The following is a 21652-nucleotide window of genomic DNA, read 5'->3' as shown; positions in this document are numbered from 1 at the left end:
TCAATCAAATGTTTGATTTTTGGAAAAAGATGTTCAAATGTAAGATTTCAGTTTTCAAACTGATGTCTGTATTGTGTAGGGCTTACCCCAAGATGTTTTTTAAAAAAGTGTGAAAATGAATACTGATCACTGAATCCAAGGATTGAAGAAATCTCTGAAACCGGTTTATTAGACGAGTTTAAAAGAACCTTTGCTTCATTGATTACAATTAGGGCAATAATCTGGCTGGCAGACTTTCCTGTAATTGACTTCACTACTGAGGAAAGATGTCTGGTTGTAATTGATTGCCGTTCGGCATAAAACTCCACTGTTTTTTCTGTAAGATGGTATTTCGAAAGGTCTGTAAGAAACAGGAAAACAATTTCTTCCTGTCTTGTCATCTGGTTCATGGAGTTATTATCTTCCTTGGAAATTATTCCGGCCATCTGATAACAGAAGACGGAAAACAGATGTTCTACCATTTCCTTTTTATATAGCATTTCCGTTTCAGAATCCAGGATATATTTCAGGAAATTGACACTTTTCCAGACTACTTCCATTTCATTTTCAGGAAAAGGGACTCCTTTATTCATTTGTTGCCTGAAGTAACGGTAGGTGATCAGCCGGTTGAATTTCAAAGACAGGGCCGAGATGAATTCCCTTTTATAAGAAACCATACGGGACTGAAAATCATCGCTTACGGAAACAACTTCGTAAATGGTCTGAGGATCGGTTACCATAAACATATTGGCAGAAACTTCCAGATCACTGAAGTGCTGGCGAAGCTTGATTGTCCCGGATTTTATGAAAATAAATGCCGGATTATCGGGACGGAAAGGTTTATCAACAGCAATTCTCTCAAAAATATTACGCTGTGTAAAAATTTCAACGCCGAACTTTTCTAAGGCAGACATAACACAAATGTAAGCAATCTTACCAGTGATTACAAAATTTTATTATTTTAGCGTTTACCAAATTCTACGTTACTATGAGAAAGGTTGATTTATTATTTGCGGAATATAGCAAGAGCCATAGAAACGCAACCAACAAATTCATCCATTGGATCTGTGTACCTTTGATTTTCTGGACAATTCTGGGTTTTGTATCCCTGATTCCGGCACCGCATCTCTGTATTTCTTACTTCGGATGCATCAGTGTCGCAAGCCTTATTACCGTCATACTGATTACTTTCTTCTACCTTAGGCTTTCTTTACGGATAAGCATTATTATGCTTTTTTTGATGTTTCTGATGGAACACTTTATTTACCTCACCAATATTCAATTTGGCAAACAATCATGGGTGATCTATCTCATTATTTTCATCATCACATGGATTTTTCAGTTGATAGGACATAAAATAGAGGGCCAGAAACCTTCCTTTCTGAAGGATCTTCAATTTTTATTAATAGGGCCCATTTGGTTATTAGGTTTTATTCTTAAAAAAACGGGAATCAGATATTAATCAAAGTTATCAGTAATTAACAATAAGCAATTGCTCATAGATTTTAAGCATACTTTTTGATGGTATCTTGGAAAAACAACTATGAAGAGTATTATTTTATCTTCACTTTGCCTTATCCTTATCAATTGTAGTAAATCAGGACCGTCTCAACAGGAAGCTAAAGCTGATTTGGTAGACATGATCTCTGAAGACAAAGTTTCTGCCAATGTACCGCCACCAAGTTCGATTTCTGAAAAGCTTCTTCCGGATGAAAAGTCAACCACAACCTCTATTTCAGAGCATAAAGTAGATACTATCTCCCGAAAAGTCATCAAAAACGGAGATATGAGAATTCAGGTAGGCGATATTAAAAAAGCACAAAACCAGGTTAATGATATTCTAAAGAAAAATAACGCTTATATCCAGAAAGAGGATTTCCAGAATACAGACATGGATGAAAATCTTAATCTCGTTATCAGGGTTCCTTACAAAAGCTTTGATATTCTTATCAATTCTTTCTCAGACGGTGTAGGTTCTGTTTTATCAAAAAATATTTCATCCAATGATGTTACTGAAGAATATACTGATATTTCCATCAAATTAGCCAATAAGAAAATTTATCTTGAAAAATACCTTGACATGCTCAAAAGAGCCTCCACCACAAAGGACATGTTGGAAATACAGGAAAAAATCCGGGGACTGGAAGACGAAATCGATGTAGCCGAAGGAAGGCTTCGTTTCATTGATGACCGGGTTAATTACAGCACTTTGAACCTTAGCTTATACAAGGAAAAGGTAAGAAGCTCGGCAACTTCTAAAATTGGTTTTGGAAGCCGTTTTACAGACTCTTTCACCGAAGGTTGGAACAGTTTTGTAAGTTTTTTTCTTGGTGTCATTTCACTATGGCCTTTCTTTTTGATTATTCCTTTTATGATATTTCTCTGGCGTAAGTGGAAGTTGAGAAAACGGAATAAGTAAACATTCCTAAATAACGTCAGTTCGGGATAGAAATTTTGATTAATCAAGATGGAAGCAAGGAGATGGAAGTATGAATCTATAAAAGATCACCATTCATCTGTTTTATCCCGTATTCTAGTATTTTTCGAATAATCATATAAAATCCGGGCATCTCCGATGCCCGGATTTTTATTTTTAACTAGCTATTAAAATGATCCTTTACTGTTTCCAATACTTTTTCATCAGACATTTGCTGGGAGGTACCCAATGTAATCTCAAGATCCCTGTATTGAGCTGTATCGTGCAGGAAATGCTTCAACTCCTCCTGGGTAACACCAGGACCGGTGATAAACAATTCCTGGGTATTGGTCAGCAGGCGTTCAACTTCTTTAAAAAATTTATTTCTATTGGTAATTTCAGCATTATTTCCTGCATTTTCACTGGAATTGCCATGCTGTATCTCTGCTTTCACAGGTTTGCAGAGAAAGAACTCCGAAACATTTTGGGCATCATGATTTTTTACTACGATAGCCTTTTCTGTGTCGATCCATATTCCTGCTAATTTTTTGTCAGACATAATTTATTCTTTTAGGATTATACCTTGTAAAAATCAAGAATAATGCAAAGCATACGTTAAGGGCTGTTAAATATTTTTAAAGGTAAAAATAGAATTGGAAGAGACCGAAACAGGAAGAAACAGATTACCGCTCAATTTACTATCAACATCATTTTACTTATTTCCCCAATACAAATACTGCCGGAATCTTGTGAAGCTCAGGCCTTTGTTTCTGCCAGTCCTTTATCGTTTTTGTTTTAATAAATTCATGTTCTGCATCATTGATATTAGCAGCTATACATAGCCTGGTATTAGGTGATAAGAATTTACACAGGTCTTCAAAAAGCTGGTTGTTCCTGTAAGGAGTCTCCATAAAAATCTGTGAATATCCGGTTTTCTGGACCAACCCTTCCAGATTCATAATCTGTTTCTTTTTTTCCCCTTTATCAATAGGAAGGTAACCATGGAAGGTAAATTCCTGTCCGTTGAATCCACTGGAAATTAAGGCGAGAATAATGGATGAAGGTCCTGAAACAGGAATCACCCTGACATTTTTTTCGTGGCACCATTTTACAATAAGATTTCCCGGATCAGCAATACAGGGTAAGCCGGCTTCTGAAAGCAACCCAAAATCCTGACCTTTAAGCATCAGGTCTTGAGCTTCTTTGATATCAGCATTTTCAGTGTATTTATCCAATAAGAACAGTTTCAGATCTGCCTGCTTTTTTTCAGGAGCAAAAAATTTGATTACCTTTCTTGCGGTCTTTTCATTTTCTACAAAGAAATAATCTGTTCGCATGATATATTCTTTCAGAACAGGAGAAAAATGAGTAAGAGGCGTATTTTCTGATAAGTAAGCAGGGAGTAAAAAAAGCATTGTATTAATTTTTTTTAGTTCTTTTATGTAATAAAGGGTTGTGGGAAATATTCAGACCGGTCCATATAAAAAGCAGCAGATTTTTTTATTTAAGTATCTGGTTACTGATTTCATTGCAGCCTTTTTCCAATAGCTGGAATACTTTTTCAAAGTCTTCCATACTTCCCCAGTAAGGGTCAGGCACTTCTGAATTTTTATGATCCCCCAGTACTTCTAAAAATAAAGAGACCTTCTGACGCTCCGCTTCATTTTTAGCTTTGGAAATCACGTCCTCGAATACATCAATATCCATACAGTATATTTTATCGAAGATTTCAAAGTCTCTCCTGTTGATCGGTCTTGATCTTTGACTGGAAATATCAATACCATGATTGGCAGCTGTCTTAATTGCCCTTTTATCAGGATGCTCCCCTTCATGTAATGAAATGGTTCCTGCAGAATCTACCAGAAAATCAGCCGGAACCTTGGTTTTCATAATTCCCTCTGCCAAAGGGCTTCTGCATATATTTCCTAAACAGATCATTAATATATTCATATTTTATCTTTTGCTATTTAAAAGTAGGAAACAAAGGCCTACAAGCCTTTTTATCCTGACAAAACTAAATAAAAAATGAAGAATAAAAACTATTCTCCACTTTTCTATTTCAACTAAACTATTATTTCCTAACTTTTGATTCTTTCTGTAAGGTCTTTTACATACTTCTTGACTTCTTTATCAATTTTTGATACATCCTTGATGGTATCACAGGCATACATTACAGTAGAATGGTCTTTTCCTCCCATTTCTTCACCAATTTTGGTAAAGGTAGCGTTGGTAAATTCTTTTGAAAAATACATAGCCAGCTGTCTTGGAAGCGCAATTTCTCTTTTTCTTGTTTTAGATAAAAGCTGCTCTTTTTTGATCCCGAAATAATCACAAACAACTTCCTGTATATAAGGAATATTGATAATTTTCTTTTGATTGGCAGCAATCTTATTAATAGTCTCTTTTAATAATTCTAAGCTAAGATCTGTTTTATAAATAGTAGAATAAGCAATCACAGAGTTAATAATCCCGATAAGTTCTCTTACATTGGTTTTAGCTTCTGCAGCAAGGAACTCAAGCATATCATCAGGAAGAACAATTCCGTCCCTGCTCAGTTTATTCTCAATAATTTTCTTCCGTGTAGTAAGGTCAGGAGATTTGATTTCTGCAGAAAGTCCCCATTTGAAACGGGAAACAATTCTGTCCTGAATATCCATGATGTCAGCAGGCGCTTTATCTGACGTAAGGATAATTTGTTTTCCATTTTGATGCAGGTGATCAAAAATATGGAAGAAACTGTCCTGAGTAGCAGATTTTCCGGATAAGAACTGGATATCATCAATAATCAATACATCCACCATCTGGTAGAAGTTGGCAAATTCTGTCTGCTTATGAGCTTTCGCAGCAGAGATGAATTGCTGGATAAATTTCTCTGAAGACAAATAAAGAACTACCTTATCAGGAAACTGGTTTTTTACTTCCAGTCCTACCGCCTGGCCTAAGTGGGTTTTCCCTACTCCATAACCTCCATATAAAAATAACGGGTTAAAAGCTGTTGCACCGGGTCTTTTTGCGATTGATCTTGCAACCGTAGCGGCAAATTTATTACTTTCTCCTTCCACATAATTATCGAAAGAGAAGTCGGCCTTCAAATTAGAATCAATATTTACTTTCTTGATTCCCGGCACTACAAACGGATTTACAATATTGGATGAGAATCCTTGCGGCATCGTCTCCTGCACTTTAGGAGTCGGTACACTTTTTCCTTTCATATTCATGGTAACAGGTTTCTCCAGTCCACTTGGCCTGTTTTCCATTACTGAATACCATAATTTAACGCCTTTTCCAATATTTTTTTTCAGGGCTGCTGAAAGAAGCGATAAGTAATTGTCTTCTATATATTCTTTATAGAAATCACTGGGAACCATCAAGGTCAGGTTGTTATCAACCAATGAAAATGGCTGTACTTTATCAAACAATAAATCAAAAGATTTTTCAAGCTTTTTTAAATCAGAATTATCCTCAGCCGCGTTCAAATTATCACGCATAAACTGAAGACACCTCTGCCATATCATCATTAAATTTTCATCCATATTTAGCCCCGATTAATTGTTCGTTAGTACTGTTTTTTTGAAGGAAGACAAAGGTCCAATTTTTTCTTTTTAAAAAAAAATATTGCAGGTATTGATTATTTAAAAATATATTTGTATGTATAATTTTAACCAAAAAATGATACACACAACACACTCAATACGAGTACGTTACGGAGAAACAGACCCTATGAAATATGTATACTACGGAAATTATGCCGAGTACTTTGAGGTAGCCAGAGTAGAGCTCTTCCGAAGCATAGGAATGTCCTACGATGAAATTGAAAACCAAGGCATTTGGCTGCCGGTTTCAGAGTATAAAATTAAGTATATCCGGCCGGCTTTATATGATCAAAAATTAGAAATTCATACCTATATTAAAAAAATCCCTGGAGTAAAAATTGAATTTGAATATGAAATTTACAATGAAGAGCATATTAAAATAACGGAAGCTTCCACTACCCTGTTTTTTTTAGATGCAAAAACCAATAAGGTTATCAAATGTCCGGATTTTTTAATGAAGCTTATTGAAGAAAACTGGATAAGGAGATAGGTGATAGATGTCAGATGTTAGATGTCAGATGCTAGATGGATGGATAGATAGATTGAAATCTGGAATTGCAGGAGAGAGATGGGTTGGGATAGCTATAAATAGGGAAATTACATCAGCAACTTAAACATAAATACTGAAAACTTTGAATTTTAATTCGCACCTTTGTTCTTATAATAACAATACCTTTAATTACTATTTATGAAGATTGCATTTTTGGGACCCCACGCCAGTTTCACCCAGCTTGCTGCCGCACAGCTTTTTCCAGAAGAAGAACTTGTACCACAGGCTAGCATTCTGGATTGTTTCAGTGCTGTGGAAAATGGCGAAGCAGTAAAAGCAGTAGTTCCTTTGGAAAACTCTATAGAAGGAACCGTTTCCATGACATTGGATTATTTATACAAAACCCCCTCCATTAAGATTGAAGCTGAAGCTGTAATGCCTATTGCGCATCATCTGATGATTCATCCGGAAAACACTATACAGGATATTGAAAAAATATATTCGCATCCGCAGGCATTGGCTCAAAGTTTCCATTTTTTGGATACTCACTATAAAGAAATACCAAGACAGGATTTTTCGTCTACAGCAGCAGCGGCCAAATATGTTTCGGAAAATAAGGATCTCAAAATTGCAGCAGTTGCCAATCAGTTTGCTGCCAATTTATATGGATTAGAAATTATTAATCGTAATATTCAGGATTTTGAACAAAATCATACCCGGTTTATTATCATTTCAATACAGAAAAACACATATGATAACAGCAGACTGGAAACTCTAGGCGAAAAGTCAGGGATGCTGATCACTTTGCCGGAAGATCATCCGGGAGGCTTGCATCAGGTATTGTCTGTTTTTGCCTGGAGAAAGATGAATCTTAGTAAAATAGAATCCAGAACTTTAAAAACCGGATTAGGTAATTACTTTTTCTTTATTAATGTTGTTGGCCCATGGAAAGAAATTTTACATGACAATGCACTGAAGGAGCTGGAGTCTATCAATGCCGAAGTGGACTTTTTAGGAAATTATAAAGAATTTCTTTTAGAAAGCTAAATATTTTATTGTACAACATTTTCAATATAAACACTGTCATTCTGACGGTGTTTTTTTTAATACATACCTTATCTCGCGGAACAAAACATCTCATACATCAACCATTTAAGGCATGTTATTATCTTTTTGTACAAAACTGAAATAATAAAAACCTTTTAATACATAGTAAAAATACTATAGTAAAATTTTAATCAAAAAAATATATTTCAATAGAACGAGAGTTAGAAATATTTTTATTACATTTGTCTCAGTCATATTTAAAGATAATTAATTCGTAATGGTATTATGAAGTATATTGAAATATAATATAAACATATGTTTAAATATTATTCATCATAATACAAGTAAAATAAAAAAAATAATAATACGGGGCATAATTTTTGCTATATTTAGAACTTAGAACTATTAAAACTTTGATCATGAAAAAAAAATTTTACAGCTTACTTTTAGCATGTGCAGCTTTCCCTCTATTTTCACAGGTTGGTATTAATACTGCTACTCCGGCTGCAACACTTGATGTCAATGGGACATTAATAGTACGCGATACTCCACAAGCTACTGCTTTACCCGGTTATCAACTCTTAGCAAGCAATCAGGGCAGTGACCAGGTTTTCGTTATGGATCCTCAACTTATTATTTCGGCTGCTAATGTAAACCCATCCATGTATGCCGCTAAAAAAACTGCAGGAATCAGCCTTTTAAGCCTGGGACTTTTCCCTTCGGGCTTCAGAGCAGTTAACTTCCTGGCAGCAGAAAGAACCTTAGGATCTGCCAGCTTATTCAATGACACAGATAATTCTTATGTAATTCCATCCACAGGTGTTTATGCTGTAGGCTTTACATTCCGTTATGGAACCGGCCTTCAGGCTTCATTGTTAGCAAATAACCCGGGGGTTGGTATAGTAAGAACAAGAGCTGGTGTGGCAACTACTATAGACAGCCGTCCGTTCAGTGGAGCTAACCTGCTTGTATTGAGCTTGACAATTTCCGAAAGTTCTCTTAACTCACTCTATTCCTTCCAGGCAGGAGACAAAGTTTCATTTGGTCTTGTCGGATCAACAGCGTTGGACGTAGGTTTATTAGGATCCAGTGTTGCTTCATTCTACATTTACAAGATATCTGATTAGTAAAACATATTGTTAGTTATTTATACAGTTGATCCATCACAGAATTGTGATGGATTAATTTTTACCCATATTCAAACATTTGTTTATATTTGATAAAAACTATATAATGAATGAACTGCTCATTATCATATTAATCATAGTTGTTTTTGTCATTTTCAAGAACCTGAATAATAAAATCAGAAATCTTGAAAAACAAGTTACCGATCTTAATTCCAAAATAAATGCCCGGTCCATTCATTCTGAACCCGCCGAGCAGAAAGCCGCTTCACGACAAGATGAACCTTCCCCGGCTATTTCAAATAATGAACCCCTCAGGAAAGTTGTACAATTCAATAAAAACAATAACGAACAGATTCCGGTAGCTGAACCAAAAGATTGGTTACGACCTGTCTTAGATTTCCTTAAGCAGAATGCCCTTACTGTCATCGGGATTTTTACCCTGGTTCTTGGTATAGGTTATTTTGTAAAATATGCTATTGATAAAAACTGGATCGGAGAATCTGCAAGAGCCGGAATAGGATTTTGCACCGGTGCCGGAATTATACTGACCGGTCACTTCCTGAGAAAAAATTATGCAACATTTGCCTCCATTATTACCGGCGGAGGAACTGCCGTCCTATATTTCACAGCAACCATTGCTTTCAGGGAATATCACCTTTTCACCCAGAATACAGCGTTTGGTATCACGACATTAATCACCGTCATTTCCATTGTTCTTTCTTATTATTACAGGAGTGAAATATTGATTATCTTTTCATTGCTGGGAGGATTTTCAGCGCCTTTAATGGTCAGCACAGGACAAAGCAATTACCTTTTCTTATTCATTTACATCAGTCTTTTAAATACAGGAATGCTGGCAGTCACCTTCCTTAGACACTGGAAAAGTGTGGGATGGACTGCTTTTATTTTCACTACCCTCTACCTGTTCACATGGACATCCGAAAAAACAGAGCTTCTCAGCATTGTATTTTATATCATTACTTATCTTATTTTCTACCTCTTTGCCCTTCAGGACTACATCAGGAAAAATATACTTCCGGTTCCGGATATTTTAATGCTGGCGCTAATCAACTTTACCAGCACTATAGGACTTGTGTATACTTTTAATGCATTGAAGTATGAGCCTGTTATTATCTTCCCTCTCCTATTTGCTTTTATCAATACCATTCTTTTTTTCAGGGAATATACAAGAAAGAGCTCCGGAACTGCTTATTCTGTTTTTGCAGGAATCACAGTGAGTTTAGCTACTCTAGCCATTGCTCTTCAGTTCAGGACACATCTCATCACCAGCGTATGGGCCATAGAGGCAAGCTTACTCCTTTTTATATGGAAAAAAACGGATCAGAAAATTTTTAAAACGTGTTTTTACATTCTATTTCCATTGGTGATCATTGCCCAGATTCTGACATGGACAGAATATTTTAATGCTAAAAACCTCAGTATTATAGTAAATCCGGTATTTTTAACGAGCCTGGTAACTATAATTTCAACAATTTTTAATTTATATTTATTAAAAGCCACCCCTGAAACAGAAAAGAAAGACAGCTTTTGGGAAGCTTCCACACCGGTAATCAGCTATGGAATCATTTATACAGCCATCCTGCTGGAAATTATCTATCACATTTCCGGCATGTCCTGGGCTGCAATCACTCATATAGGACTATTGTTCAGTCTGTATTATATTTTTGTTATTTTACTTTTCAGAAAGAAACAAAATATAAGCAATAGTCTTCAGACAGGGTTTATTTATATATTCCTGTTTTTATTAACGGTTAATGCATCTGTCTCTTCTTCATCTGTTGTCACAGACATTCTATTTAAAAAACTTTCATCGGGATTTTATTTTGTACATCTGCTCCAATGGATACCTTTTATATATATAGTCTTCCAGGTTGTTCCTTCCTCAGGGTTTCACAAACAACCCGTTTCCTACTGGATACTGTCTTTAGCCTTCACTATTGCTGTAAGTTTCGGACTTTATCATCTGTATATATTTGCCAATACTCAAGATATTTCACAGTATTATGTGATTAAAAAACATTTTAATGTTCTTTATCTTCCTATCATATGGGCCATCCTTGCCAGCATCTTTATTTATACCGGGTTGAAAAAAAACATTCAGGAATATAATAAAATCGGTTTTGCGCTTATAGGAATGATGGTGATAAAACTGTATGCCTATGATGTATGGCAAATGGATAATATCTCAAGGATAAGTGCATTTATTATTTTAGGAATTATCTTATTAATAAGCTCTTTTACATTTCAGCGCCTTAAGAATATGGTTAAAAATATGGTTGACAAAAAGGAGAAAAAGAAGGAAAGTTCAGACCCTCCGTCCGGCTAATCATTCTTATTTCTAAATAAAATTCAAAACATCTTTAAATTTTATTTACATTTTACAAAAAATAACTATATTTATCACGTTTTTAACAGTTATATATTCTGATTATGAAAAAATTACTCTACTCTTTTTTACTATTGTCCTCTGCAACTTTATTTGCACAACAAAACCCTAGCATCAGGTTTGCTGTTGCCAATAATATTATTGGGACGGTAGAGATGTTCAATGCAAAAAAAACGATTGTACAAAGTTCAAAGGTATATAGCAGTGCTGCCAATCTTCCTCAAACCCTGAAAAAATACAGCTTTATTTCTACACAAGGATTTACCGAGTATAAGATCAAAAATGGATATGAAGGGCTAGACAGAATCTCACTGGCAGACCTGAATGCGCAATATGATATTCCGGCAGACACCCCGGTTTTTATCGAAGGATATGAATTTACCGATACCAATACCCTGGTTTATGGAGATATCCTGGGTAAAATGGAAGCAAAAAATTACAATGGTAAAAAAACACTTTTCATTTCCACTTCCAGATAATTAAATACCATAACAAAATAAAGGATACCGTAGCCCGGTATCCTTTTCTGTTAGTATTTATTATTCCATTTCTTCCTGAGCTCTTCGTAAATTTTCTTTTCCGTGGAATTGTTTCCCGGCTCGTAAAGCTTCACATCTTTAATCTCAGCGGGCAGAAAATCCTGATCTACAAAGTTTCCTTCATAAGAGTGGGCATATTTATATTCTTTGCCATAGTCCAGGTCTTTCATCAGCTTCGTGGGTGCATTTCGCAAATGAAGTGGTACCGGAAGGTTTCCCGTCCGCTTCACCAATGCCAGCGCCTCGTTGATCGCCATATAAGTTGAATTACTTTTGGGTGATACAGCCAGATACACTGCTGTTTCACTTAATATAATCCTTGCTTCCGGATTTCCGATAACATTTACTGCCTGAAAACAATTATTGGCAATAACCAGTGCGTTAGGGTTAGCCAGCCCTATATCTTCAGCTGCTAAAATAAGCATGCGTCTTGCAATAAATTTGATATCTTCTCCTCCTGCAATCATCCGTGCCAGCCAATATACTGCGCCATTAGGATCACTTCCGCGCATTGATTTGATAAACGCTGAAATAATATCATAATGCTGTTCTCCGTTTTTGTCATAAAGTGCCATTGTTTCCTGAAGAACCTCCAGAACATCGGTATTGATGATTTCCTTGCTTTTTGAATCCTTATACTGGTTCAGAACAAGCTCTACCGAATTAATCAGTTTCCTGGCATCTCCTCCTGAATATTGAATTAAAGCTTCTTTTTCCAGAATTTTAAAATCCGTACCTTCTTCTTTATTATACCTTTCTGAAGCAATATCAATAAGTTCTTCCAGCTTTTCATAGCTCAATGCTTTCAGAACATACACCTGGCTTCTTGAAAGCAAAGCCGAAACTACTTCGAAACTCGGATTCTCAGTGGTAGCCCCTATTAAAACAATCCAGCCTTTTTCTACCGCATGCAGCAATGAATCCTGCTGTGATTTATTGAAACGGTGGATTTCATCAATAAATAAAATGGGAGATTTTCCGGAAAACAGATTCTGCTTCCTGGCATCCTCAATGACATCACGAACATCTTTCACTCCGGAGGAAACTGCGGAAAGTTTATAAAATTTCCTACCCGATTTCTCCGAAATAATTTCCGCTAATGTTGTTTTTCCTGTTCCCGGAGGCCCCCAGAAGATCAGGGAGTTCAGGGTGTTGTTTTCGATCATTTTCCTGATCGTCCCTTTCTCTCCGGTAAGATGCTCCTGCCCCAGCACATCATCCAGTGTTTTAGGTCTTAATTTTTCAGCTAATGGAATATTTTGATTCAAGGTAATTTTATTTTTTGAGATAAATATTTTATGTTTCAGATCTCTGAAACTTCTAACAAAATTAAACTAATTTTCATTTTTTTACCCTATTTTTGCATTGTTTTGAAACTTACATTCAATAAAATCATCACATTCCCGTTGGTAATTTTGATCAAATTTTACCAGTGGTTCATCTCGCCGTTACTTCCTAAAAACTGCCGCTACGAACCTACCTGCTCACATTATATGCTGGAAGCGCTTCGCGTCCATGGTATATTTAAAGGGTTCTGGCTGGGAGTTAAAAGAATTTTGAGATGTCACCCATGGGGCGGAAGCGGATATGATCCGGTGCCTCATCATCATAAAAAGCAATAACAAACTATTAAATCAATAGAAAAATGAATACTTTTTTTTTCAGAATTTACCTCACCATATTTGCATTGATTACCCAGTGCCTTTTTGCCCAGCAATATCCGGGAGGCTTATCTGACGGTACATTAGAAATCAACGGAAATAATACACCCGTAAAAATCTATTCTACGACAGAAATTGGAGATCTTAATGCTTTTCCGGACAAGGAAGCAGATAAAAACAGCCTTGTGGTAATTCTGAATGAATCCGGCTTTGAACCGGCTTATTTTAATTACAGTGCAGCTACCCTGGCCAAATTCAGGGATTTAAAATATCAACTGTTTGATAAGGATTTTAAATTATTGGATACTCCTGTTACCCAGGACAATATAAAAGAGTTCAAATATGCCGTAAAGTTGCCAAAACCTATTGCTTCTTCTGATAAAGTGGAACTGAAAACCCCTTTTAAAATCTGGGATCCTTCAAAAGGAATTCAGCTGGGACCCATCACCCTGCACTTTTACAGTTTGATGTTTGTTTTTGCTTTTGGCTTTGGTTATATTGTAATGACCAGAATCTTTAAAATCGATAATGTCAACCAGAAATATCTGGAACCACTTTTTACATGGACTTTAATAGGAACTATCCTTGGAGCAAGATTGGGTCACGTTATCTTTTACCAGCCGGAATTGTTTAAAGAAGATTTCTGGAGTGTATTTTTACCCATCAGTACAAAAAACGGATTAAAGTTTACAGGATTTTCAGGACTGGCAAGCCACGGAGCTACTATCGCATTAATTTTCACTACCTTATACTATTCTTTTAAAATCATTAAGAAAAATCCGTTCTGGGTATATGACAGATTAGGTATCGTGGTAGCTTTGGGAGGTACATTTGTGAGAATGGGGAACTTTTTCAATTCCGAAATTGTAGGGAAACCGGCAGATCCTAATTCTCCTTTCGCTTTACTTTTCCCACAACAAAGCAGTGAATACGGACTTACAGTACCGCGCTACCCGAGCCAGCTGTTTGAAGCTATAGGCTACATCCTTCTTTTCATTTTATTATGGGTTTTATATAGAAAAACAGATAAAAAATACCAGCAGGGATGGTTATTCGGATTGTTTTTCATTATCCTTTGGGCGATCAGATTCTTTGTAGAATTCCTGAAAGAACCTCAGGGTGATGAGTTTATTCAAATCGGAGGCTTAAATACCGGACAGGTTCTCTCTATACCGTTTATGATTGCCGGAGTGATCATTATGATTATTTCAAAGAAATTCAGAATTACCCAGGCAGAAAACGAAAAACCTGAATAAGGTGCAGATAAAGTAATATGTACAAAAAAGGCAAATTTGCAACCGCGAATTTGCCTTTTTTATTTTATATCACAGGAATTTTTTATTATTAAGCTCTATAAAAACAGCGCCAAGCTCATCTATTACATCCGTGGGAAGCATTGATTCTTTTGAGTGCTTTTCTGAAGCATAATCAGCAGCCTTTCCATGCAGCCAGACGCCTAAAATACAGGTTTCCTCCTCAGAATATCCTTGTGCTAAAAGTGAGGTCAGAATCCCGGTAAGGATATCTCCGCTTCCGCCTTTTGCCAGCCCTGCATTTCCGGTAATGTTATAAAAAACATTTCCCTGCGGGGTAATAATCTGTGTATGATGATCTTTGAGAACAATATAGACACGAAGTTCCTTTGCTTTTTCTTTTGCAAGTTCCAGCCGTTGATAAGAATTTTCTGTACTTCCAAACAATCTTTCAAATTCTTTGGGATGTGGAGTGATTATTGTCTTTTCAGGGATCAGCCGGATATTTTTCTGTTTTTTTGAAATAATATTCAGCGCATCTGCATCCAGTACCAGGGGCATCCGATTATCTTTCAGGAGTTTGATGAGACCGGCTTCTGTTTCTTCATGGGTTCCTAAGCCCGGTCCAATTCCCAAGGTCATTCCTTCAACTTCACTAAAATCATTTACATAATTCTCACCTCCTTCGATAAACATTGCTTCAGGACATGTAGTCTGTAATATTTCATACCCGCATTGTGGAGCTATAGTGAATGTCAATCCCGCTCCGGCTTTCAGGGCTGACCGGGTAGCGAGCACAGCTGCTCCAATTTTCCCGTAGCTTCCCCCGATAATTCCCATCTTCCCATAATTTCCTTTATGGGAAAAATCGGATCTGGGTTTAAAAACAGATTCTATAAGCAGATCATCAATTACAAAATAAGGAGTATCTGTAATAGTTTTATATTTTTCGCTTAATCCAATATCTAAAACCACAACTTTTCCGGTATATTTTCCTGTTTCAGGATGAAGAAAACTTCTTTTCCAACACTGAAAACTTAAAGTATAATCTGCTTTCAGGACTGTTGTGCTATTATCAAACATCATATCGGCAGATAATCCGGAGGGAACATCTATTGATATCCTGGTATTTTTCTTTTCGTTTAGTTCCTCAACAAGCATTTTATATATTCCTTCCAAGGGTCTTGACAATCCTGTCCCCAACAACGCGTCAATGATAATCGTTTTATCATCAAAACCATATTGAGGCATCTCACTGAATTTTCTAACAGTAATTCCTGAGATGTCACGAAGCCTTTTAAGATTCAGCAATGCATCTTCAGAAAACTTCCCTTTAGGATCGTTTACAAATACATCTACATCAAATCCTTTCATGTAAAGCATTCTCGCAATAGCCAGTCCATCTCCGCCATTACTGCCGTTCCCACAGAACAGGGCCATTTTCCTTGTGTTCTTGGCATTTTCAGAAATCCAGTGGGCAGCTTCCATAGAGGCTCTTTCCATCAGCTGAACGGAAGAGACAGGTTCCTGGGAAATGGTAAACTGATCCCAGTTGCGTATTTGTTCTGCAGTAAAAACTTTCATAAGAAAAATTAGCTTTTAAGTAAATTACAAAAGATTTTTAATTACAATACTACCTCAATAATAAAATTAAAGGCTCATCATTAATGGCATAAAAGATTAATATAAAAAGACGATTTTCATTAAAATATCTAATATAAAATTAAAATAAAATCCAGCATTTTAGAATAAAAAACTATAAAAAGTAGCGTTTTTTACATTTTTTAATTTTATTTTTGTGTAAATACAACTAAAAAAATATAAATTATGGGATTTATTAAGGAATTTAAAGAGTTTGCTTTTAAAGGCAATGTAATTGATCTGGCGGTCGGTGTTATCATTGGTGCAGCATTCGGTAAAATTGTGACGTCTTTGGTAGAAGATGTTATTACACCTTTGCTTCTAAACCCTGCATTAAAGGCAGCTGGTGCAGAAAACATCTCCAAGCTGTCATGGAATGGAGTGGCTTACGGAAACTTCCTTTCTGCAGTAATCAGTTTTCTGTGTATCGCTATGGTATTGTTCTGGCTCATTAAAGGGGCAAACAAGATCAGTAAAAAAGAGGAGCCTGCTCCGGCTGGGCCTACAGAAGAGCAAAAATTGCTGGCTGAGATCAGAGACCTTTTAAAAAATAAACAATAAATAATACTGCCATTAATTGGCATTGATATCAATATAATACCGGAAAAGTTCTTACTTCTCCGGTTTTTATTTTTTCTTTCTGCATGAATTTCATTCTTTGTTACCGGATCCGGATCAGTCATCCCAGCGTAACCGCAAATATCCGGGGCAGGAACTACAAAACATTCAATATGAAAACCGATCACATCAGTATCTGTTACAGGCTGAACAGAATGATGAACCGAAAAAAAAGCTGCCTCAAAAACAGACAGCTTTATATTGTAATTAATGAATTTGTAAGATACTCGAAATCTGCTCTGCCAGGGAAAGTCCTATCCTATCCTGGGCTTCAAGAGTAGAGGCCCCTGTATGGGGAGTGAGAGAGATTTTGGAATGGGTAAGAACAGCTTTAGACGGAGTAGGTTCATTAATAAAAACATCCAGTCCCGCAAATTTCACTTTACCGGAATCAAGAGCTTCAATCAAGGCAACCTCATCTATTACTCCTCCTCGGGAGCAGTTTACAATAGCAACCCCATCTTTCATCAACTCAAATTCATTTTTTCCAATCATATATCCGTCTTTCTGAGCGGGAACATGCAATGTAATAAAATCTGAATGTTTTAAAACGTCCTGTAAAGGTTCCGTTTCTATATCTACATTGATAAACTGATTATTATAAAATTTTACTTTGATGCTGGCTCTTCCTACATTATTATCAGCTGCCACTACTCTCATGCCCAGTCCCAAAGCAATTCTTGCCACTTCCTGTCCTATTCTTCCCATACCGATAATTCCGATTGTCTTCCCTCTCAGTTCAATGCCGGCAGTATAAGCTTTTTTAAGGGCAGCAAATTCTGTATCTCCTACTAAAGGCATTTTTCTGTTGGAATCCTGAAGAAATCTTGCTCCTGAAAACAAATGGGCAAAAACAAGTTCAGCAACCGATTCCGAAGAAGCCGACGGAGTATTGATTACATGAATTCCTTTTTCTCTTGCATAATCCACATCGATATTATCCATGCCTACTCCACCTCTTCCGATAATATCAATCGAAGGACAACCGTCAATAATATCTTTCCTTACCTGTGTTGCACTTCTTACCAGTAAAGTACGGATTTTATGCTCATTAATGTAATCTACCAAAAATTCCTGCGGAACTTTCGTAGTAATGACTTCAAAGCCTTTCTCTGTTAATGCATCAATTCCTGATTGATCCAGGCCGTCGTTTGCTAAAACTTTCATAAATACAAGTATATTTAAAATTGAAAAGATTTAAAAATTAAAACTTATCGGGAGATTCCCTTTTATTCTAATTTTTAAATCCTTGATATATATTTTATTCTCCGTCTTCTTTGAATACTTCAATAGTTACCTGCTTTTCTACAAGATCTGTAAACCTTCCTTTGTATCTTGTAGCTCTTACCAGGTGGTTATCTATCCAGTGGTAATTTCCGCCTCTTGGTTTTCCGCAGAGCACACTATGGTATTTAAACCCGTGCTTATCCAGCCAATCTATTGTAATTTGTTTCAGATTTTCGGTCCTTGAAGTAAAAAAACAGATCTGATGCCCTTCATCATACCATTTATTGATCGTTTCCAATGCATCGGGATAGGGCTCGCAGGTAACCATTCTTTCCGGTTCTTCATTAGGAACGTCATCGGTAATGGTTCCGTCTATGTCTATTAAGTAGTTTTTTATTCCATCCTTGAGAACAGGACTGATGTGTTCTATGTACTCTAATTCCATTACTAAATATTAAGTAACAAAGTTAGTGCTTTTACCTATATCAGGTATATTAATCTTAGCTTATGTTAAAATTTTACTATAAAAATTGATATTCAAAGAATAATATAAACATTTCTTTCATCGTTTTAGCACATAAAGTTAAAATTTTTCATTTGAATGGATGAAAACAAATATGATTTTTACAAAAATTACCAGAAGGAAAGCCAGACCGTTTTTTACTTTCTCAGTTTTCCCAGTTTTATGGTAAAAAACATGATGTTTATCTAAAAATTTCCAAAATACATTTATTACGCTTACATTTGTAGAAATGGAAGAATTTGTAGTTTTAGTAAATCCTGAAGATAAAGTTTTGGGACTGATGGAAAAACAGCAGGCTCACATCAATGGCCTGTTGCATCGTGCTTTTTCTGTATTCCTGTTCAATGGTAAAGGTGAAATGCTTCTCCAGAAAAGAGCATCAGGAAAATATCATTCTCCCAACCAATGGACCAATGCTGTATGTTCGCATCCGAGAGACGGGGAAACTTATCTTGATGGTGCCCGTCGAAGATTGAAAGAGGAACTGGGTATTGATGCGGAACTTTCAGAAAAATTCAGTTTCATTTATAAGGCGGATGTAGGAGGCGGCCTTTGGGAGCACGAGCTGGACCATGTATTTGTAGGCACCTATGAATCGGAATTTCACCTGAACAAAGATGAAGTAGAAGAAATAAGATTTATTTCCCTTGAAAACCTGGACCGGGAAATAGCTGCCCACCCCGAAAATTTTACAGAATGGTTCAAAATCATTCTTGAAGAATATAAACACCATTTTTAATGATGAAAAAAATAATACTCGCTTTTGCATTGGTATCGGGAAGTTTATTCTTTGCTCAAAAGACAGGAGTTTATGACAGTCCCAACTATTCTATCAATGTTCCGAAAGGCTGGAAATCTACCAATGACAGTGACATTGTCAATATCTTTCCTACCAATGAAATCGGAGCCATTACTATTTCCGAATACCACGATCTGAATCTTCCGAAAGAAGAAATGAAAAAATTTATTCTGGCCCTTTATAAATCCCAGGATTCTGAAAATAAAGTAAAAGAAAACAAAAGTAAAAAAGGGTATACAGAATATTTCTACGAATATTTTGATGAAAAAGAAAAGCTTTTCTGGGTTACCAAAGCTTTTCAAAAAGAAAAGGCCCTGTATCTGGTAACAATCAATTGTGGCCAGAAATTCTGGAACGGAAACTATATGACCCTGTTTAATGAGACTTTTAACAGTTTTAAAATAAAGAAATAAAAATTAAATATGAAGAAAACAGCCTTGTACGACAAACATGTTTCTTTGGGAGCTAAGATCGTACCTTTCGCAGGTTTTGAAATGCCTGTACAATATTCAGGAGTAACGGAAGAGCATTTTGCAGTAAGAGAAAAAGCAGGATTATTTGATGTTTCCCATATGGGACAGTTTTTCATTGAAGGCCCGGGCTCGAAAGATCTTTTACAGCTGGTAACTACCAATAATGTAGATGCTCTTGAAAACGGTAAGGCACAATATTCTTGTCTTCCCAATGAGAATGGAGGAATTGTGGATGATCTTATCGTTTACAAAATGGAGGATGACAAATACTTCGTGGTTGTGAATGCTTCAAATATTGATAAAGACTGGAATCATATTTCAAAATACAATACTTTCGGAGCTAAAATGACCAATGCTTCTGATGAGATGTCATTGCTGGCTATCCAGGGCCCTAAGGCTACGGAGATTCTTCAAAAACTTACGGAAGTAAATCTTTCAGAAATTCCTTACTATCATTTTACAGTAGGAAGTGTTGCCGGAGTAAACAACGTTATTATTTCCAACACAGGATATACAGGAAGCGGGGGTTTTGAAATTTATTTCAGCAATGAACACGCAGAAAAACTTTGGGATGAAATCATCAAAGCAGGTGAAGCAGAAGGAATTATTCCTTGCGGATTAGCTGCCAGAGATACTTTAAGACTGGAAAAAGGATTCTGTCTGTACGGAAATGACATTGATGATACTACCTCTCCAATTGAAGCGGGGTTAGGATGGATCACCAAGTTTGACAAAGATTTTGTTTCTAAAGATGTGTTTGCCAAGCAAAAAGAGGAAGGGGTTACCAGAAAACTTGTAGGCTTTGAGCTTCAGGATAAAGGGGTTCCAAGACATGATTACCCTGTTGTGGATGCAGAAGGAAACATTATCGGAAAAGTAACTTCAGGAACACAGTCTCCGATGAAAAAAATAGGTTTAGGACTTGCTTATGTAGACAAACCTTATTTCAAACTGGGTTCTGAAATCTTCATCCAGGTAAGAAATAAAAACATTCCTGCAAAAGTAGTAAAAGCTCCTTTTGTATAAGTATTTTCAGAAAAAGAGCATAAAAAAGAGATTGTATTTCTACAATCTCTTTTTTCGTTTAGTAACAGATACAGCAGACTGATCTGTCGGAATTACAGGCATCCCCTACTCCCGGCTTAGTAGAAATTACTCCTCCGCCAGGTCCGCAAAGGATTGTACATGCAGGTATCAGAATGCCGCCATTGATCTGTTTCAACGTTGATCTGTCCAGGTTTTTTGTTTTTAAAAAGTCTTTTTTCATACTATAATTTTTTGGTAGCCATAAAGATAAAATTAATTGTCATAAAAAACAACTTTATCAACTGTAAACCAAATCATTAACCACAAAAAAAACAGTTCCATACAATTCCGGAACTGCTTATATTTTGATAATGCCCTCTACCGGTAAACCAGGATATTTTTTACAATCTTATTGCCATAAAACAGCCTTTCAGATGTGGAAAAATAGAATTTGTTCCTGCTGTTGTTAAAATTCACTGTTTTAAAAGGCAGTCCGGTTTCCCAGGTAATCAGCATCTTTACCTCATTCATGATAGGATAATTGGTATCGTAAAATCTGAATAAGGACTTTGCCACCACCATACTATCTTTTGCATTGGGAACACTCCAAACCGTCTGAGGCTGAATTTTCTCCATTTTGCCTAATAAATAGGAGAATTTTTTTCCTATGTATTCTTTTTTATTGGTTTCAAAAGCCTTGAGGTAGCTTAATGTGTCCAATGCTTTTATCTGAGTACGTTCTTCCTTTTTTTGAACAGCCTTTCTTTGGGCATTGATGTACATATTCAAAAAACAAAAAATTATTATGGCAGCTTTACACTTCAATTTCAAAT

The 21652-nt window shown here is 36.1% G+C and carries 24 protein-coding genes; 13 read left to right on the top strand and 11 right to left on the bottom strand.

Annotation, left to right across the window (positions count from 1 at the left end; all coding sequences use genetic code 11):
* Positions 1–47: 47 nt before the first annotated feature.
* The gene (locus OK18_RS15060; protein WP_050021370.1) at positions 48–893 is read right to left on the bottom strand and encodes a helix-turn-helix domain-containing protein; all 846 of its coding nucleotides are present in this window, start codon (positions 891–893) and stop codon (positions 48–50) included.
* A gap of 74 nt (positions 894–967) precedes the next feature.
* Here OK18_RS15060 and OK18_RS15055 point away from each other — a divergent pair, with 74 nt between their 5' ends.
* On the top strand, positions 968–1441 hold the full coding sequence (locus OK18_RS15055; RefSeq protein WP_050021371.1) for an Mpo1 family 2-hydroxy fatty acid dioxygenase: 474 nt from the start codon (positions 968–970) through the stop codon (positions 1439–1441).
* Between the two features lie 81 nt (positions 1442–1522).
* Positions 1523–2398 carry a DUF4349 domain-containing protein gene (locus tag OK18_RS15050; protein WP_053328512.1) on the top strand — a complete coding sequence of 292 codons (876 nt, stop codon included), beginning with the start codon at positions 1523–1525 and terminating at the stop codon, positions 2396–2398.
* A 178-nt stretch (positions 2399–2576) separates the two neighbouring features.
* On the opposite strand, the gene OK18_RS15045 is transcribed toward OK18_RS15050, so the two are convergent.
* The 4 genes from OK18_RS15045 to dnaA form a co-directional block, all read right to left on the bottom strand.
* Positions 2577–2954 (bottom strand): hypothetical protein, encoded by a 378-nt coding sequence (locus OK18_RS15045; RefSeq protein WP_050021373.1) that lies wholly within the window; start codon positions 2952–2954, stop codon positions 2577–2579.
* A 157-nt stretch (positions 2955–3111) separates the two neighbouring features.
* The gene (locus tag OK18_RS15040) at positions 3112–3810 is read right to left on the bottom strand and encodes an SAM-dependent methyltransferase (protein ID WP_050021374.1); all 699 of its coding nucleotides are present in this window, start codon (positions 3808–3810) and stop codon (positions 3112–3114) included.
* A gap of 85 nt (positions 3811–3895) precedes the next feature.
* Positions 3896–4345 (bottom strand): low molecular weight protein-tyrosine-phosphatase, encoded by a 450-nt coding sequence (locus tag OK18_RS15035; protein ID WP_053328511.1) that lies wholly within the window; start codon positions 4343–4345, stop codon positions 3896–3898.
* A 128-nt stretch (positions 4346–4473) separates the two neighbouring features.
* Entirely contained in the window at positions 4474–5928 is a 1455-nt protein-coding gene (gene dnaA / locus OK18_RS15030; RefSeq protein WP_053328510.1) for a chromosomal replication initiator protein DnaA, read from the bottom strand.
* Between the two features lie 136 nt (positions 5929–6064).
* Between dnaA and OK18_RS15025 the strand changes: the two genes are divergently transcribed.
* From OK18_RS15025 to OK18_RS15005, 5 genes are all read left to right on the top strand, one after another.
* A complete protein-coding gene (locus OK18_RS15025; protein ID WP_053328509.1) occupies positions 6065–6478 on the top strand; it encodes an acyl-CoA thioesterase in 414 nt (137 codons plus the stop codon).
* A gap of 198 nt (positions 6479–6676) precedes the next feature.
* Positions 6677–7525: a prephenate dehydratase gene (gene pheA / locus OK18_RS15020; protein WP_053328508.1), complete on the top strand. Its 849-nt coding sequence runs from the start codon at positions 6677–6679 to the stop codon at positions 7523–7525.
* Between the two features lie 419 nt (positions 7526–7944).
* Complete coding sequence (locus OK18_RS15015; RefSeq protein ID WP_050021378.1) at positions 7945–8652, top strand: hypothetical protein; 708 nt, start codon at positions 7945–7947, stop codon at positions 8650–8652.
* Between the two features lie 106 nt (positions 8653–8758).
* Positions 8759–10999, top strand: coding sequence for a DUF2339 domain-containing protein (locus OK18_RS15010; RefSeq protein WP_053328507.1), 2241 nt, complete (start codon positions 8759–8761; stop codon positions 10997–10999).
* 104 nt (positions 11000–11103) lie between these two features.
* Positions 11104–11538, top strand: a complete 435-nt coding sequence (locus OK18_RS15005) for a hypothetical protein (protein ID WP_053328506.1) — start codon at positions 11104–11106, stop codon at positions 11536–11538.
* 50 nt (positions 11539–11588) lie between these two features.
* Here OK18_RS15005 and OK18_RS15000 read toward each other — a convergent pair whose 3' ends face one another.
* Complete coding sequence (locus OK18_RS15000; protein ID WP_053328505.1) at positions 11589–12866, bottom strand: replication-associated recombination protein A; 1278 nt, start codon at positions 12864–12866, stop codon at positions 11589–11591.
* A gap of 102 nt (positions 12867–12968) precedes the next feature.
* Between OK18_RS15000 and yidD the strand changes: the two genes are divergently transcribed.
* Together yidD and lgt are read left to right on the top strand one after the other, a co-directional pair.
* Positions 12969–13220: a membrane protein insertion efficiency factor YidD gene (gene yidD, locus OK18_RS14995; RefSeq protein WP_053329392.1), complete on the top strand. Its 252-nt coding sequence runs from the start codon at positions 12969–12971 to the stop codon at positions 13218–13220.
* A gap of 428 nt (positions 13221–13648) precedes the next feature.
* Complete coding sequence (lgt, locus tag OK18_RS14990) at positions 13649–14515, top strand: prolipoprotein diacylglyceryl transferase (protein WP_053329391.1); 867 nt, start codon at positions 13649–13651, stop codon at positions 14513–14515.
* A gap of 69 nt (positions 14516–14584) precedes the next feature.
* On the opposite strand, the gene OK18_RS14985 is transcribed toward lgt, so the two are convergent.
* Entirely contained in the window at positions 14585–16096 is a 1512-nt protein-coding gene (locus tag OK18_RS14985) for a bifunctional ADP-dependent NAD(P)H-hydrate dehydratase/NAD(P)H-hydrate epimerase (protein WP_053328504.1), read from the bottom strand.
* Between the two features lie 243 nt (positions 16097–16339).
* On the opposite strand from OK18_RS14985, the gene mscL reads away from it, so the two are divergent.
* On the top strand, positions 16340–16714 hold the full coding sequence (gene mscL, locus OK18_RS14980) for a large conductance mechanosensitive channel protein MscL (protein ID WP_050022690.1): 375 nt from the start codon (positions 16340–16342) through the stop codon (positions 16712–16714).
* Between the two features lie 264 nt (positions 16715–16978).
* Here mscL and OK18_RS14975 read toward each other — a convergent pair whose 3' ends face one another.
* Together OK18_RS14975 and OK18_RS14970 are read right to left on the bottom strand one after the other, a co-directional pair.
* Positions 16979–17938: a D-2-hydroxyacid dehydrogenase gene (locus OK18_RS14975; protein ID WP_053328503.1), complete on the bottom strand. Its 960-nt coding sequence runs from the start codon at positions 17936–17938 to the stop codon at positions 16979–16981.
* Between the two features lie 94 nt (positions 17939–18032).
* Positions 18033–18443: an LNS2 domain-containing protein gene (locus tag OK18_RS14970; RefSeq protein ID WP_050022689.1), complete on the bottom strand. Its 411-nt coding sequence runs from the start codon at positions 18441–18443 to the stop codon at positions 18033–18035.
* Between the two features lie 307 nt (positions 18444–18750).
* Between OK18_RS14970 and idi the strand changes: the two genes are divergently transcribed.
* Genes idi through gcvT form a run of 3 tightly spaced genes read left to right on the top strand, consistent with a single transcriptional unit; the run spans position 18751 to position 20819 of the window.
* Positions 18751–19260 carry an isopentenyl-diphosphate Delta-isomerase gene (gene idi, locus OK18_RS14965; RefSeq protein WP_050022688.1) on the top strand — a complete coding sequence of 170 codons (510 nt, stop codon included), beginning with the start codon at positions 18751–18753 and terminating at the stop codon, positions 19258–19260.
* A complete protein-coding gene (locus tag OK18_RS14960; RefSeq protein WP_053328502.1) occupies positions 19260–19733 on the top strand; it encodes a hypothetical protein in 474 nt (157 codons plus the stop codon). Before idi ends, OK18_RS14960 begins: the two co-directional genes overlap by 1 nt.
* A gap of 9 nt (positions 19734–19742) precedes the next feature.
* Complete coding sequence (gene gcvT / locus OK18_RS14955) at positions 19743–20819, top strand: glycine cleavage system aminomethyltransferase GcvT (RefSeq protein WP_050022687.1); 1077 nt, start codon at positions 19743–19745, stop codon at positions 20817–20819.
* A gap of 58 nt (positions 20820–20877) precedes the next feature.
* Here the strand turns inward: gcvT and OK18_RS14950 are convergent, their stop codons facing one another.
* Positions 20878–21060 carry a hypothetical protein gene (locus OK18_RS14950; RefSeq protein ID WP_053328501.1) on the bottom strand — a complete coding sequence of 61 codons (183 nt, stop codon included), beginning with the start codon at positions 21058–21060 and terminating at the stop codon, positions 20878–20880.
* Positions 21061–21197: 137 nt separating this feature from the next.
* Positions 21198–21608: a hypothetical protein gene (locus OK18_RS14945; protein ID WP_156173297.1), complete on the bottom strand. Its 411-nt coding sequence runs from the start codon at positions 21606–21608 to the stop codon at positions 21198–21200.
* Between the last annotated feature and the right edge of the window lie 44 nt (positions 21609–21652).

The sequence above is a fragment of the Chryseobacterium gallinarum genome (genome assembly GCF_001021975.1).
Lineage (GTDB): Bacteria > Bacteroidota > Bacteroidia > Flavobacteriales > Weeksellaceae > Chryseobacterium > Chryseobacterium gallinarum.
Note: the sequence above shows the minus strand (reverse complement) of the source record. Positions and strands in the feature narration are given on the sequence as shown.